The sequence below is a fragment of the Caulobacter sp. CCH9-E1 genome (assembly GCF_001556515.1).
In the GTDB taxonomy this organism is placed as follows: Bacteria; Pseudomonadota; Alphaproteobacteria; order Caulobacterales; family Caulobacteraceae; genus Caulobacter.
The window spans coordinates 1-13745 of record NZ_LSJA01000267.1; the positions used below are offsets into that span (position 1 = coordinate 1).

The following is a 13745-nucleotide window of genomic DNA, read 5'->3' on the forward strand; positions in this document are numbered from 1 at the left end:
AGCTAGCCCCCTCCGGCCCTCTGGGCCACCTCCCCCGCATCGCGGGGGAGGATCTAGTGTCTAGTCACCTCTAACATTTCACCGTACCTATCAGCGCTCGCATGCCTCGGAGCCACCATGGCCTCGCCTACGCTGAAATCGCCCGCCGGCCGTCGGCTGGTGCTGGATGTCGCCAATTCCTCGGGTCTCGATGACTGGGCGCCCGAGCTGCAGAAGACCAAGGTCTATGAGCGCATCCTGCTCGACCTGATCCTGGGCGAACTGAAGGCGGGGTCGCGGCTGGACGAGCAGTTCCTGGCCGCCCGCTACGAGACCGGCCTGGCCGGCGTGCGCGACGCGCTGGGACGGCTGGCGCTGGAGGGTCTGGTCGTGCGCCGCGCGCGATCCGGCACCACGGTCGCGCCGCTGGACCTCGTCGAGCTGCGCCAGGGTCTCGAGGCCCGCGTGCTGATCGAGCCGCACTGCGCGGCCCTGGCCGCCCGCAACGCCTCAAAGGCCGAGGCCCAGGCGATGTTCGACATCTTCGCGGACGGCGAGGAAGCCGCGCGCACCTGCGACCTGCCGGCGCTGGTGGCCATGGACCTGCGCTTCCACGCCGCCGTGGCTCGCGCCTCGGGCAACCTGGCCCTGGCCCGCATTCTCATTCCGCTGCAGCACAAGGCCGCGCGGTTCTGGGTGTTCTCGTTCAACGGCGCCAGCGAGCGCGAACTCATCGACGAGATCGAGGAGCACCGAGAGGTCGCGCGCGTGATCGCGGGCGGTGACGTCGAGGCCTCGCGGCGGGCGATGCTGCGGATCCTTGACGTCCAGCCCGAGGCGCAGGGCAGGGCTTAAGGCCACGATACGCGCCTTCAGCTCCTTCAGTTTATCGCTGCGCGCTTACGTCGCGACTTCCCCAGCGTGACCTGAGACTTCGCCGCCACAGTCGCTTCGCAATCTCGTCTAAAATGTCAGAAGGCATTTTGACGAAGATCAAGCGACCCCCAGATAACGGCGCGTGACCGCCGAGCTTTCCGCCTCGGCGATAAGGTGAGAGCCGATGCCGTCTCGACTGTTGATGCTGTCCGTCAGCCTGCTAGCCCTCTCCGCCGCCAGCGCGCGCGCCGAGACGCAAGTGTCCGATCAGGTCGACGCTGTGGTGATCGTCGCGCGTGACAAGGCGGGCCTGCTGGAGAAGGCGCCCAGCCACACGGTGTTCGGCATCGACAAGCCGTTGATCGAGACGCCGCGCTCGGCCAGCCTGGTCAGCGACCTGACCCTGGAGCGTTATGGCGTCGAGACCCTCGACGACGCCACCAAGGTCGCGCCCGGGACTCACACCGCCAGCTTCTATGGCGTCCCGGGATCGCTGAACATCCGCGGGGCCCTGGCCGAGAACTACTTCCGCGGCTTCAAGCGGGTCGAAAACCGCGGAACCTATTCGACTCCGATCGGCGGCGCGGCGCGGCTCGAGATCCTGCGCGGTCCGCCGACGCCGGTCTATGGCGCGGGCAAGGTCGGGGGGCTGGTCAACTTCATCCCGAAGTCGGCGCGGGACGAGGGCCGGTTCCTGGTCGAGCCCGAGGGCGAGGTCACCGCCACCTTCGGGAGCTATAACAAGAAGCTCGTCACCGGCCAGTTCGGCGCGCCGGTCACCCTGGGCCGAGCCGAGGGTGGCGTCTGGGTCTATGGCGAGGCCGAGGACAGCCACAGCTACTACCGGGGGATCTATCCGCGTCACCAGACGCTGGAGGCGTCCGCCGACTTCGACTTCGCAGACGGCTGGAGCGCGGCCTTTGGCGGTATGGTCTTCCATAGCGACGGCGACGTGCAGACGCCGGGCTGGAACCGCCTGACCCAGGACCTGATCGACCACCGGACGTACGTCACGGGCCGCGACACGACGCTGCGCGACGTGGATGGAAACGGCAAGCTCACGCCCAATGAGATCGGGGCCTACCCCTACGCAAGCGCCCTTTACCTGCCGTACTACGGCTTCCCAACCACGGACGCGGTCCACACGCTCGACGCCGGCGTCGGGACGACCAAGCTGGATCGGCGGACGGTCTATATCAGCCCCGCCGACTTCTCGAAGACCAACACCCAGACCCTGTATTTCGACCTCGCCAAGGACCTGGGCGGCGACCAGTCGCTGACGCTGCAGCTGTTCCACGACCGCCAGGACAACAAGCGCTTCGTCTCGTACGGCTATCCCTCGGCGATCGACGCCAAGGTCAGCGAGATCCGCCTGACCTACGCCTTCCCGACGAAGATCGGGCCGGTGCGCGCGCGGACGCTGACCGGCGTGTCGCACCGCTGGTTCGACGGCCGTCGGCGCGAGAGCTACAACAGCGGCCTGATCGCCCTGGACCGACGCGACATCAGCTTCGGCGCCACCGCGACCGACACCATCGACAGCCCGTTCGACGACGAGCCCGGCGGCGTGCGCTGGGAGAACGACAACCGCTCGACCTGGAAGGAGACGGGCGCCTTCATCACCTCCGACATCGTCGCCGGGCGTTGGAACCTGGTGCTGGGCGGTCGCTGGGACCACTACAAGGTCGAGAGCGAGGACACGGGCTTCCTCAGCTACACGGTCGCGGGCCGCCAGTCGGCCGATCGCAACAAGGCGACCTGGAGCGCCAGCCTGACCTACAAGCTGCCCGTCGGCCTGATGCCCTACGCCAGCTACGCCAAGGCCTCGGCCCTGGAGATGAGCCAGGCGGGCGACATCGCGCCGGGTCTGGTCGCCGACGGCTCGTGGCTGTCCAGCTCCGACCTCTCCGAGGCCGGGGTGAAGTTCCAGCTGCTGCGGGGAACGCTGATCGGCTCGCTGGCGGCCTATCGCCAGACCCGCACCCAGATCGCCGGGGCGATCTCGCCGCCGACGGTGCAGGGGCTGCGGTCCAAGGGCGTCGAGCTGGAGGTCCGCTGGCTGGCGTCCGAGCGCCTGTCCTTCACCTTCGCCGGCAACAACCAGCGCACGACGGTGCGGGGACCCGACACATCCTTCCAGTACATTCCGGCCTACACGGCGGGCGTCTCGGGCGCGCAAGGCTATGGCGGCTCCTACGTGGTCTGGAGCTTCGCCAGCCTGCCGGGACGGAGCGGCGACTACGCCTACACCCTGACCCCGAAGTCGGTGCTCAGCCTCTACGGGACCTACACCAGCAAGGCCCATGACTGGGGCCAGGCCGGGGCGACCCTGGGCGTCAGCCATGTCGGCCGCACCGCCGGCACGGTCCAGAACGCGGTGCGCTATCCGAGCTATGCGCTGGTCAACGCGTCGGCGTTCGTCGCGCGCGGGCCTTACACTCTGTCGGTCAATGTCGATAACCTGTTCGACACGTTCTATGTGACACCCGACGCCGACACCTACGCCAACCTCGGCGCCTTGCCCGGCAAGGGGCGGGAGTGGCGGGCCACCCTGAAGCGGACGTTCTGACTTGACCCAAACCGAAGACCGCTTCCGTCCCTGGCTGCTGCTGGCGTCGTTCAGCCTGCTGCTGTTCCTGATCACCGCCTCGACCTACGGCTCGCTGGGCGTCGTCTTGCCGACGATGATCGGCGAGCTGAAGTGGAGCTTCGAGAAGGCGTTCCTGGGCTTTACGGTGCTGGGTGTCTTCACCGGCGCCTCGTCCTGGCTGCCGGCCATACTGATCCGGCGGTTCGGCGTGCGCGGCACGCTGCTCGCGGGGGCCGTCGTGCTGGCGGGCGGCTTCATCGGGATCGCCAACGCCGAGAGCCTGCTCAGCTACTACGCCGGCGCGGCGGCCTGCGGCGTCGGCTTCCAGATGGCGGCGCTGATCCCCGGCACGCACGTGCTGTCGTCGTTGTTCAAGAAGCGCGCCCTGCCGTTCGGGATCTATTTCACCTTCGGATCGCTGGGCGGGGCGGCCGGGCCGTGGATGGCGCTGACCCTGATGGCCGACAGCAGCGGCGACTGGCGGCTCTATTGGGTCATTCAGGCGGCCCTCGCGGCGGCGGCCGGTCTGGTCTGCGCCCTGATGGTCGGCGGCTCCCAGTGGCTGACGGCGGCGGCGCATGAGGTCGACCTCGAGGTCGAGCAGGAGGCCCGCGAAGCGCCGGCCGCCGCGCGCGTCTACCGCACGCCCTATGAGTGGACCGTGCGACAGGCCCTGCGCACGCCGCAGTTCTACGTGCTGGCGGCCGCCTATTTCAGCCATCTGCTGGTCGGGGTGACGGTGGCCAGCGTCTCGGTCACCCACCTGACCGAGCTGGGCGTCGCCGCCGGCGTAGGCGCTGTCGCCGCCGGCGCCGTGGCGGCCAAGATGCTGAGTCTCGAGTCGCTGATGCAGACCCTGGCGCGGCTGGGCGGCGGGGCTCTGGGCGATCGGGTCGATCCGCGCTGGCTGCTGGTCTTCGCCCAGGGGATGCTGGTCATCGGCCTTCTGGCCCTGGCCAAGGCCGCGAGCCCCGCCCTGATGCTGATCTACGCGATCGGCACGGGCGTCGGCTTTGGCCTGACCGTCCTGACCGTCACCGTGCTGCTGCTGAACTATTACGGTCGCCAGAGCAATCTGGAGCTGTTCTCGCTAACCTGCCTGGTCGGCGCGGTCTCGGCGGCAGGGCCGTTCGTGGCCGGTGCGATGCGCGACCGACTGGGCGGTTTCGCGCCGACCTTCCAGCTGTTCGCGGTGGTGACGGCGGCGGTCTTCCTGGCGGTTCTGATGATGCGGCCGCCCAAGGCGCCAGCGGCCTAGTCTCCCAAAAAGAAAAGCCGCCTCGGCGAACCGAGGCGGCCCTTGGAAGACCAGCCTTAGAAGGCGGCCTTCAGGCTGACCACGACGCGGCTGTCGTAGATCTTGCCCAGGTCATGCTCGGACGTGTCGTGATAGCGCAGGTCCGCCGACAGGTTGTCGGTCAGGGCGTAGGCGAGGCCCACGTTCCAGGTGCTGTAGTCCTTGTAGTTCTTGATCGTCTGCTGGCCGACGGCGCCGCTCAGGGTGAGCTTCGGCGCGACCGGCACGGCGGCGTTGGCTTCGAAGTAGGTCGCGCCGCCACCCTTGCCCGGATACTCCGGCGAGTAGTAGACGGCCGCGCCCAGGGTGGCCGGGCCGAAGGTGCGCGAGGCGGCGGCCTTCAGTTCGACGTAGCTGTAAGCGCCCGGCGTCAGGCCCTTGTCCTTGGTGTAGCTGTAGTACAGGACGCCGAAGTCCAGCGAGGTGTCGCCGACGGTCGGACGCAGGCCGGCGTAGAAGTCGATCTCGGCCGAGGGATCATCGGCGCCGAAGTCGACGTTCGAGGCCCAGACGCCGGCGTAGCCAATGCCGTAGGTGGCGTCGACGCCGCCTTGAACGGTCGGGTCTTCCTGGGTCTGGCTCACGCCACGGAAGACGTAGTCGCTGCCGACGCCGATGTTGTAGGAGAGCTTGAGTTCTTGGGCCATCGCGGCGCCGCTCAGGGCGACCGTCGCCGCGGCGGCGGCCAGCGCAATCTTCATGGCTTTCATTATGTTATCCCCTTCTGTGTGTCGTTTCCCGGGTTGGATCCCGAGACCCCGACGCGCCTGCGAGCGCATGTGCGTCCCGCGTCGATTAGCGGTGCAGGCGTCTTTAGTTGCAATCGAGGCGAGCGAAGCGCCAGTGAGAAGGGCGCCTGCCGCCTAAAGTTTGGGCGTAGTGTGACGATTTTGCTTCATAACGTACGCCGATCCGCAACAGGCGACGGAAGGGTGAATCGCGCTTGTTCTGTGGCGCGGGCGCCGTTCCGCGAACATGAGTCGCCTAGCGCATTCCCAGGCTGGCGCCGCCCAGGTGCAGGCCGGCGTCGACCAGCAGGGTCTCTCCCGTGACGTGGCGCGAGGCGGGCGAGGCCAGGAAGACGGCCGCGCCGGCGACGTCCTCGGCGGTCGAGGCGACCTTCAGCGGCGTGGCGGCCGCGGCGCCGGCGCGCAGGCGCTCGACCCGGTCGGCGTCCATGGCCTTGCCGAACCAGGGCGTGTCGATGAAGCCCGGGCAGATGGCGTTGACGCGGATGCGGGGGGCGAGGGCGCGCGCGAGAGACAGGGTCATGGTCGTCATCGCGCCCTTGGACGCCGCGTAGGGCACCGAGGAGCCATTGCCGACGACGCCGGCGATCGAGGCGGTGTTGACGACAGCGCCTGGGGCGGGCGCGGCCTCCAGCAGCGAGCGGGCCGCGCGGACCATCTGGAAGGCGCCGACCACATTGACCGAATAGAGCCGCAGGAAGTCCTCGGCGTTGACCGCGTCGAGATCGGCGTGGTTCGGCGCGAACTTGGTCACCCCGGCGTTGTTGAACAGGGCGTCGATGCGACCGGTGGCGGCCGCGGCTTCGGCGATCTTGCGGCAATCCTCGTCCTGGGCGACATCGCCCTGGACCAGGGCGGCCTTGGCGCCCTCGGCCTCGACCAGGCGGGCGGTCTCCTCGGCCTCCTCGGCGCTGCGGGCGTAGTTGACGACCACGAGGCCGGCGCCGCGGCGCGCGGTCTCGACCGCGATCGCCCGGCCCAGGCCCGTGGAGGCGCCGGTGATCACCACGGTGAAGCCGTCGAAGTCGCGTCCCAGCATCGCGTCTCTCCCCAAACACTTGTTGGATCGCGTTGTAGCGAGGCGCGCGCGGCTTGTCTCCCGCCCCCAGTCTTGTCTTGAGAAGGGGGGAGGCCTAAATCGCCGCGATGACCGATCTCAACGTCACCCAGCTGGGCCGCGTCGTCGACGCGCCCGACAGCCCCGAAGCCGCCGTCCTTGAGCGCGTGCCCAACCCGCAAAGCGATGTGCTGTATCTGGCCCGCTTCGTCGCGCCGGAGTTCACCTCGCTGTGTCCCGTCACCGGCCAGCCCGACTTCGCGCATCTGGTGATCGACTACGCGCCGGGCGACTGGCTGATCGAGAGCAAGTCGCTGAAGCTCTATCTGACCAGCTTCCGCAACCACGGCTCGTTCCACGAGGACTGCACGGTCAAGGTGGCGCGCAAGATCGTCGAGATCGCCCAGCCGCGCTGGCTGCGCATCGGCGGCTACTGGTACCCGCGCGGCGGCATTCCGATCGACGTGTTCTGGCAGACCGGCCCCGCGCCGGAGGGCCTCTGGGTTCCGGACCAAGGCGTCGCGCCGTATCGCGGACGCGGCTGATCTAGAGCTTGGAAAGGCGCCGCCGGTTCGCGCGAACCTTGCGGCGCAGGTGGGCGAGGGAGCCGGAAGCGATCGCCGGTCCGCTCGCGCCGAGCTTCCCCGTGGCGGCCATCGTCTGCAGCGCCAAGCCGGCGGCCAGTTTCTCGCTGACCATCAGTTGGGCTTCGGCCTGGGCCGCCGCGCCGCCGGCGGCCAGCTTCATCATGCGCAGGCCGATGACGGCCGAGGCCTCCATCCCCAACGCCCAGCTGTCGAAGGCCAGTGTCGTCCAGGGATCCTTGCGTCGCGCCATGGGCTTTCCTTCCGTGTCAGCGCTTCAACGCCTGGAGACTAGTTCGGGCTCCAGTAACTGGTCAGAGTCGTGGCGTCGGGGCGCTGGCGTTCCTGCGGCTGTTCCGTCGTCGTGCCGATATAGAGGTAGCCCGCGACCTTCTCGTCCGGACCGCAGCCCAGGATCTCCAGCGCGCGGGGGTCATAGCTGTACCAGTCGGTGATCCAGTTGGCGCCCCAGCCCAGGGCCGAGGCGGCCAGCAGGATCTGGTGGCAGACGGCGGCGGCGCTCTGGCGCTGCTCCCATTCGGGGATCTCGCCGGGCAGGTGGCGCGAGATCACCGCGACGCAGACCGGCGGGTTGGTCAGCTTGCGCAGAGCGGCCGTCGCCTTGGTCGGGTTGGCCTGGCTGGGGGCGAGGGCGGTAATGCGCTCGGCGAAGACGGCCTTGGCCTCGCCTTGCAGCACGATGAACCGCCAGGGGGCCAGCTTGCCGTGGTCGGGCACGCGGACGGCCAGGCGCAGCAGGTCCTCCAGCTGGGTCTTGTCCGGGCCGGGCGCGGTCAGGGTCATGGCGCTGGCCGAGCGACGCCGGGCCAGGAAGGCGATGGTCTCGGGCGAGGCCTCGAGCGGCAGGGTTTCGCCGAATTTGGGAGCGGGGGGGACGGAACCGGCCAAGACGGCCTCCTCATGGGCGTTGCGGCGTTGTAAGGCCGTTCAGTTAGGCCTCGCGCGGCCCCGATGGAACCGGAAGCCGCGAAAAATCTGGAGCGTCCATGTCCGACAAGCCCGCCTGGCTGAAGCCGCACGGAACACCCTGGGGCGTGTCTTCCAGCAAGGTCGTCTACGACAACCCCTGGATCACGGTCACAGAATACCAGGCGATCGCGCCGACGGGGCGGCCGGCGCTGTATGGCAAGATCGGCTTCAAGAACCAGGCGATCGGCATCGTGCCGCTGCACGAGGACGGCACGGTCACCCTGGTCGGCCAGAACCGCTTCTCGCTCGCCAACTACAGCTGGGAGCTGCCCGAGGGCGGCGCGCCGCACGGCGAGGACCCTCTGGACGGCGCCAAGCGCGAAATGGCCGAGGAGGTGGGGCTGCGGGCGGCCGACTGGCGGCCGATCCTCCGGATGGAGCTTTCCAACTCGGTCACCGACGAGATCGCCTACGGCTTCCTGGCGATGGACCTGTCGCCGACCGAGACCGCGCCGGACGAGACCGAGGACCTGGCGGTCGTCCGCGTGCCGTTCCGCGAGGCGCTGGACGCGGCGATCGCCGGCCATATGCCCGACGCCATCACCGTCGCGCTGCTGCTGCGGACGCATCTGATGGCGGTGCGAGGCCAACTGCCCGCGCAGCTAGCGGCGCTGATCCTTTAGCGGGGTCGCGATCCGGGAATTGATCCTGATCGTGTCGCGCCGGGGCGTTTCAGGCCAGAAGCGGCCCCGCACACCCGCGAGTCGAGCACGGTCATGACGCAAGCGCCCCATCTCACGCCCCAGAGTCTCGTCGGCCGCCGCTTTCCGCCCGACGTCTTCCGCGACGTGAAGGTCGCCCTGGTCGGCTATTGTCCACCGCCCTCGGCGCTTGAACGCTACCAGCCAGAGCGCGTCGAGGGGCAGCACTTCATCCACGTGTCGCCCGACAGCGTACGGATCCTGACCCACGGCGAGCGCCAGTTCCTGTCGCTGGCCCACGTCTATGGCGGTCCGGTGTCGAGCTCGACGACCGAGGAGCTGGCCTATTACGGGATCGAGCTGGTCCTGGCCTATGGTCTGGCGGGCGGACTGGGGACTGGCGACATCGCCATGGGCGACTACTACCTCGCCGAGGACACCCTGGCGGCGGACGGCACGACCCCGCACTACACCGGCGCTCGCATCCTGCGCGCCGACCAGAGGCTGATCGACGCCGCGCAGAAGCTCTGGACAGGTCCGGCGCCGCTGAAGCCCGTCCGCGTGGCGACGGGCGATGCGATCTATCGCGAGTACGATCCGATGCTGGACGCCTACCGGCTGGAAGGCTGCGACATCGTCAATCTCGACTGCGCTCACCTCTACGCGGCGTCGCAGATCAATTCGTCGGGCCGCAAGATGCGCGCGATCCAGTGCGGGGTGATCTCGGACGTCGTCCCGACGGGCCCCGAGGCCGAGTCCAGCAGCACGCTTTCGGCCATGCTGGCCGGCGGCGAGGCGGGTCTGAACCCGTTGGAACGGACCGGCGACATCGTGTCTTTCTTCATCGAGACCTTGACGCCAGCGCTTTTGCCCTGATCTGAGCGGGGCGCGCCCGAACGTTCCGTTCGGGTTTTGTGGAGCATTTGGTCTATAGATGCTGCACGCGCCCAGCCTGCTGGGGAGGGAGAGCCCGATGGCCAAGCACTTGGAAGTGGTGACCCCCGAGACGGAAACCCCCGTCTGGGTCGCCCTGCGCAACCAGGCCGAACACGCCGCCAAGGCCGAGCCGGCCCTGGCCTCGCTGCTCAACGCGGTGATCCTCAGCCACGACAACCTGGCCGACGCCCTGACCTTCCAGCTGGCGCGCAAGCTGGGCGACCAGGAGATGCGGGCGATGACGGCGCGCGAGTTCGCCGCCGACGCCTTCCGCAGCGATCCGTCGATCGTCGAGGCGGCCGAGGCCGACCTCAAGGCGGTGTTCGAGCGCGACCCGGCCTGCAAGGGCTATGTCCAGCCGTTCCTGTTCTTCAAGGGCTTCCTGGCGCTGCAGACGCACCGCGTTTCGCACTGGCTGTGGAACGAGGGTCGCGAGACCCTGGCCTTCTACCTGCAAAGCCGCTCCAGCGAGGTCTTCCAGGTCGACGTCAATCCGGCCGCCAAGATCGGCAAGGGCGTGTTCATCGACCACGGCACCGGCATCGTCATCGGCGAGACGGCGGTGGTCGGCGATGACGTCTCGATGCTGCATGGCGTGACCCTGGGCGGCACCGGCGCCGAGCGCGGCGACCGCCACCCCAAGATCGGCAAGGGCGTCCTGCTGGGCGCCGGCGCCAAGGTGCTGGGCAACATCACCGTCGGCGACTACGCCAAGATCGCCTCGGGCTCGGTGGTGCTGCGCCCCGTGCCGGCCCATTGCACCGCCGCCGGCGTGCCCGCGCGCCTGGTCAATTGCCCGACCTGCGAAGAGCCGGCCAAGACCATGGACCACACTCTGGCCGAGATGGTCTATTCCGGCGACTACGACATCTGAGTTGAAGGTTCCGCGTATGCGTCTCGCCGGTCTGCTGCTGTGCGCGGCGCTGTGTCTTGGGCTCATCGCGCCGGCCGAGGCCGCGCCCGCCCCGGTGGGCGGCTATACGGTCGTGCGCAGCTACGCCCACGACACCGGCGCCTTCACCGAGGGCCTGTTCTATCGCGACGGCTTCATTTTCGAGAGCACCGGCCTGGCCGGCCGCTCGTTCATCCGCAAATGGAACCTCGAGACCGGCGCGGTCGAGCAGGAGCGCCTGATCGACAGCCGCTATTTCGGCGAGGGGATCGTCGACTGGAAGAACCGTCTCTACGAGCTGACCTGGACCAACCAGCTGGGCTTCATCTACGACATCGACAGCTTCGAGAAGGTCGGCGAGTTCAGCTATCCAGGCGAGGGTTGGGCCCTGACCCGCGACGACAAGCGGCTGATCATGAGCGACGGCACCGCGTTCATCCGCTTCCTGGATCCCGACACCCTGAAGGAGACCGGCCGGATCGAGGTCACCGACGATGGCGCGCCGGTGCGAAACCTCAATGAGCTGGAATGGGTGAAGGGCGAGCTGCTGGCCAATGTCTGGCAGACGACCCGCATCGCCCGCATCGACGTCAAGACCGGCAAGGTGCTGGGCTGGATCGAACTGGGCGGTCTTCTGAAGGAGGCCGGCGTGACCGGCCAGCGCGACGACGTGCTGAACGGCATCGCCTATGACGCGGCGGGCGACCGCCTGTTCGTCACCGGCAAGCTGTGGCCGAAACTTTTCGAGATCAAACTGACCTCTTCCGTGCGATAACGCGGAACCGCGTTCGGGGAAGGGCGTTAATCGTGTGTCCGCCCCCCTACGCCCCCCCGACCTAGTGGGCGGACCTGAGCCCCGGTCGCGCGAGACGCCGCCGGGGCTCACCCCTGTCTGGGGCCTAGCTCTCCCGAAACGTCTTTGCGCACGACACTGTCGGAGCCTTCACGGCCATGGTTCGCGCGTCTGAACCCGGCGGCTTCACCAGGCCAAGGATCGCCGCTGTCCAGATGACCAGCAGCGCCAGGACCTGAGGCAGGGTGATGCGGGATGGAGGGGCAGGGGGCATGTCCGCCTTATCCCGCGATTGCGCGACGCCGGATAACGACTTATCCGTCGGCCTTCTGTGAGGTTTTTTCACATGGCCCGCCGCAACCTGCCGCCGTTGAACGCTCTGCGCGCCTTCGAGGCGTTTGGACGTCACGGCCGCATGACGCTGGCGGCCGACGAGTTGTGCGTCACGCATGGGGCGGTCAGCCGCCAGATCCGGCAGCTTGAGGAGCGCCTCGGCGTCGCCCTCACCGAGGGGCCGCGCTCTCGGCTGCGCATGACCGAGGCGGGTCTGAAGCTGGCCCAGGCCTTGTCGCCGGCCTTCGACCAGATCGAAGCGGCCACGCCGCGCCCGGCGGAGGCGGGGCCGAAGCCCCTGGTGGTGTCCTGCCTGCCCACCTTCGCCATGAAGTGGCTGATCCCGCGCCTGCCCCGCTTCCAGGCGGCCCATCCGGACATTCCCGTGCGGGTGGCCGAGTCGAACGGCCCCTTCGACTTCCGCGAGGACCAAATCGACCTGGCGATCCGCATCCGACGCGCCGGTGAGCCGGACTATCCCGACTCCGTGTCCGACCCGTTCATGCGCCACTATCACGGACCGGTCATGTCGCCGGAGCTGGCGGCCGGCGGGGTGGCCGACTTCGATCGGATCTGCGCGGCGCCGCGCCTCCTGACCCGCACCTACGTCCAGAGCTGGAGCGACTGGATCCGCGACATCGGCGGCGAAAGCCTCCCGCCCGCGACCAGCGAGCAGGAGTTCGACCATTATTTCTACATGTTGGAGGCCGCCGCGGCGGGCCTGGGCGTGGCGATCGGTCCCTGGGCCTTCGTGCAGCGAGACCTCGCCAGCGGACGCCTCGTCGCGCCGCTTGGCTTCGCGCCCGGTCAGACCTGGATCGCAGCCCTGACGCCGCGCGAAGGCGCCCCGGAGCGGACGCTTCTGTTCCGCGATTGGCTCGTCGCCGAGGGGGCGTCCACACCTCTTCCGCCGGAAGCGCTTGCCAGCCGCGCGGCGGACGCTAGTTTCGCCTCGAGAGACGCGCCCCGGGCGCTCTAGCTAAAGACAAGGATCCCCCGTGGACGCCAACACCATCGCCAAGATCGAAAAGCACCTGAAGCGGACCTTCGGGAACCCGCACATCCAGCTGAAGCCGCGCCCCAAGCAAAAGGACTCGGCCGAGGTGGAAGTCGCCGGCGAGTTCATCGGCGTCATCTTCCAGGACGAGGACGAGGACGGCTCGTTCATGTTCGAGATGGCCATCCTGGCCGAAGACCTGGACTAATCTTTCCAGCCTTCGGGCTGTTTGTGACCGGACGGGGCGCGCCGACGCGTTGATCCCCGTCCGCCGTCCCTGTTCAATGGGGACATGAGCGCTCACATCCTCGACCGCCCGGTCTGGGCCACGCTGAACGGACGCCAGGCTGACCTCGCCGTCCGCCACGGCCCCGCGATCCGGATGCAGCCCGACTATGGGCTCTTCGCCGCCATTCCCGATAACAGCTCCGAGAGCCTCGCGGCCGTGGGCGAACTGGTGCGTGGGATGGGCTCCGTGGGCTTCGTCGAACTCGCCGCGCCGCCGCCGATCCCCGGAACCGAAGTCGTCTCCAGCGCCGTCTGCCTGCAGATGGTCGCCGAGACCGTCGCGCCGGCTTGGGACGTTCCCTTCGACATGCTGCCGCTCGGCGACGCCGACGCGGCCGAGATGCTGGCGCTGGCGACCCTGACCAAGCCCGGACCGTTCTTCGCGCGCACCCATCAGCTCGGCGCGTTCGTCGGCGTCCGGGTCGAGGGGCGGCTGGTCGCCATGGCCGGAGAGCGGATGCGTCCCGACGGCTACACCGAGGCCAGCGGCGTCTGCGTCCATCCCGACCATCGCGGCCAGGGCTACGCGGCGAGGCTCCTGCGCGAGGTGACGGCCAGGATCCTGGCGCGCGGCGACCAGGCCTTCCTGCACAGCTACGCCGACAACGCCACGGCGATCAGGCTTTACGAGTCGCTGGGCTATCAGGGGCGGCGAGAGGTGGTGTTCACGGTGGTGAAGCCGGGTTAGTAGGGGCGCTAAACCGCCCAAAGAAAAACCCCGGAAGGTTGGACCTTCCGGGGTT

General features: G+C 68.5%; 15 protein-coding genes. 11 read left to right on the top strand and 4 right to left on the bottom strand.

The window, feature by feature from the left end; all coding sequences use genetic code 11:
* The first annotated feature begins 117 nt into the window (after positions 1-117).
* The 3 genes from AX690_RS14990 (at position 118) to AX690_RS15000 (ending at position 4703) form a co-directional block, all read left to right on the top strand.
* On the top strand, positions 118-834 hold the full coding sequence (locus AX690_RS14990; protein WP_066685993.1) for a GntR family transcriptional regulator: 717 nt from the start codon (positions 118-120) through the stop codon (positions 832-834).
* Between the two features lie 205 nt (positions 835-1039).
* The gene (locus AX690_RS14995; protein ID WP_066685992.1) at positions 1040-3424 is read left to right on the top strand and encodes a TonB-dependent siderophore receptor; all 2385 of its coding nucleotides are present in this window, start codon (positions 1040-1042) and stop codon (positions 3422-3424) included.
* 1 nt (position 3425) lies between these two features.
* Entirely contained in the window at positions 3426-4703 is a 1278-nt protein-coding gene (locus AX690_RS15000) for a CynX/NimT family MFS transporter (protein ID WP_066685990.1), read from the top strand.
* 56 nt (positions 4704-4759) lie between these two features.
* On the opposite strand, the gene AX690_RS15005 is transcribed toward AX690_RS15000, so the two are convergent.
* Together AX690_RS15005 and AX690_RS15010 are read right to left on the bottom strand one after the other, a co-directional pair.
* Entirely contained in the window at positions 4760-5452 is a 693-nt protein-coding gene (locus tag AX690_RS15005; RefSeq protein WP_066685988.1) for a TorF family putative porin, read from the bottom strand.
* 274 nt (positions 5453-5726) lie between these two features.
* Entirely contained in the window at positions 5727-6530 is an 804-nt protein-coding gene (locus tag AX690_RS15010; RefSeq protein WP_066685986.1) for an SDR family NAD(P)-dependent oxidoreductase, read from the bottom strand.
* A 107-nt stretch (positions 6531-6637) separates the two neighbouring features.
* On the opposite strand from AX690_RS15010, the gene queF reads away from it, so the two are divergent.
* On the top strand, positions 6638-7093 hold the full coding sequence (queF, locus tag AX690_RS15015) for a preQ(1) synthase (protein WP_066685985.1): 456 nt from the start codon (positions 6638-6640) through the stop codon (positions 7091-7093).
* Position 7094: 1 nt separating this feature from the next.
* Here queF and AX690_RS15020 read toward each other — a convergent pair whose 3' ends face one another.
* Positions 7095-7385, bottom strand: coding sequence for a hypothetical protein (locus tag AX690_RS15020; RefSeq protein ID WP_066685983.1), 291 nt, complete (start codon positions 7383-7385; stop codon positions 7095-7097).
* Positions 7386-7423: 38 nt separating this feature from the next.
* Positions 7424-8041 carry a nitroreductase gene (locus AX690_RS15025; RefSeq protein WP_066685981.1) on the bottom strand — a complete coding sequence of 206 codons (618 nt, stop codon included), beginning with the start codon at positions 8039-8041 and terminating at the stop codon, positions 7424-7426.
* Between the two features lie 98 nt (positions 8042-8139).
* Here AX690_RS15025 and AX690_RS15030 point away from each other — a divergent pair, with 98 nt between their 5' ends.
* The 7 genes from AX690_RS15030 (at position 8140) to AX690_RS15060 (ending at position 13690) form a co-directional block, all read left to right on the top strand.
* Entirely contained in the window at positions 8140-8745 is a 606-nt protein-coding gene (locus AX690_RS15030; protein WP_066685979.1) for an NUDIX hydrolase, read from the top strand.
* A 93-nt stretch (positions 8746-8838) separates the two neighbouring features.
* Positions 8839-9639: a hypothetical protein gene (locus AX690_RS15035; protein ID WP_066685977.1), complete on the top strand. Its 801-nt coding sequence runs from the start codon at positions 8839-8841 to the stop codon at positions 9637-9639.
* Between the two features lie 97 nt (positions 9640-9736).
* Complete coding sequence (gene cysE / locus AX690_RS15040) at positions 9737-10573, top strand: serine O-acetyltransferase (protein ID WP_066685975.1); 837 nt, start codon at positions 9737-9739, stop codon at positions 10571-10573.
* A gap of 16 nt (positions 10574-10589) precedes the next feature.
* Positions 10590-11366: a glutaminyl-peptide cyclotransferase gene (locus AX690_RS15045; RefSeq protein ID WP_369798220.1), complete on the top strand. Its 777-nt coding sequence runs from the start codon at positions 10590-10592 to the stop codon at positions 11364-11366.
* Between the two features lie 364 nt (positions 11367-11730).
* Positions 11731-12696, top strand: a complete 966-nt coding sequence (locus tag AX690_RS15050) for a LysR substrate-binding domain-containing protein (protein ID WP_066685970.1) — start codon at positions 11731-11733, stop codon at positions 12694-12696.
* Between the two features lie 19 nt (positions 12697-12715).
* Positions 12716-12922, top strand: a complete 207-nt coding sequence (locus AX690_RS15055) for a DUF3126 family protein (RefSeq protein WP_013078225.1) — start codon at positions 12716-12718, stop codon at positions 12920-12922.
* An 84-nt stretch (positions 12923-13006) separates the two neighbouring features.
* Positions 13007-13690, top strand: coding sequence for a GNAT family N-acetyltransferase (locus AX690_RS15060; protein ID WP_066685968.1), 684 nt, complete (start codon positions 13007-13009; stop codon positions 13688-13690).
* Positions 13691-13745: the final 55 nt, after the last annotated feature.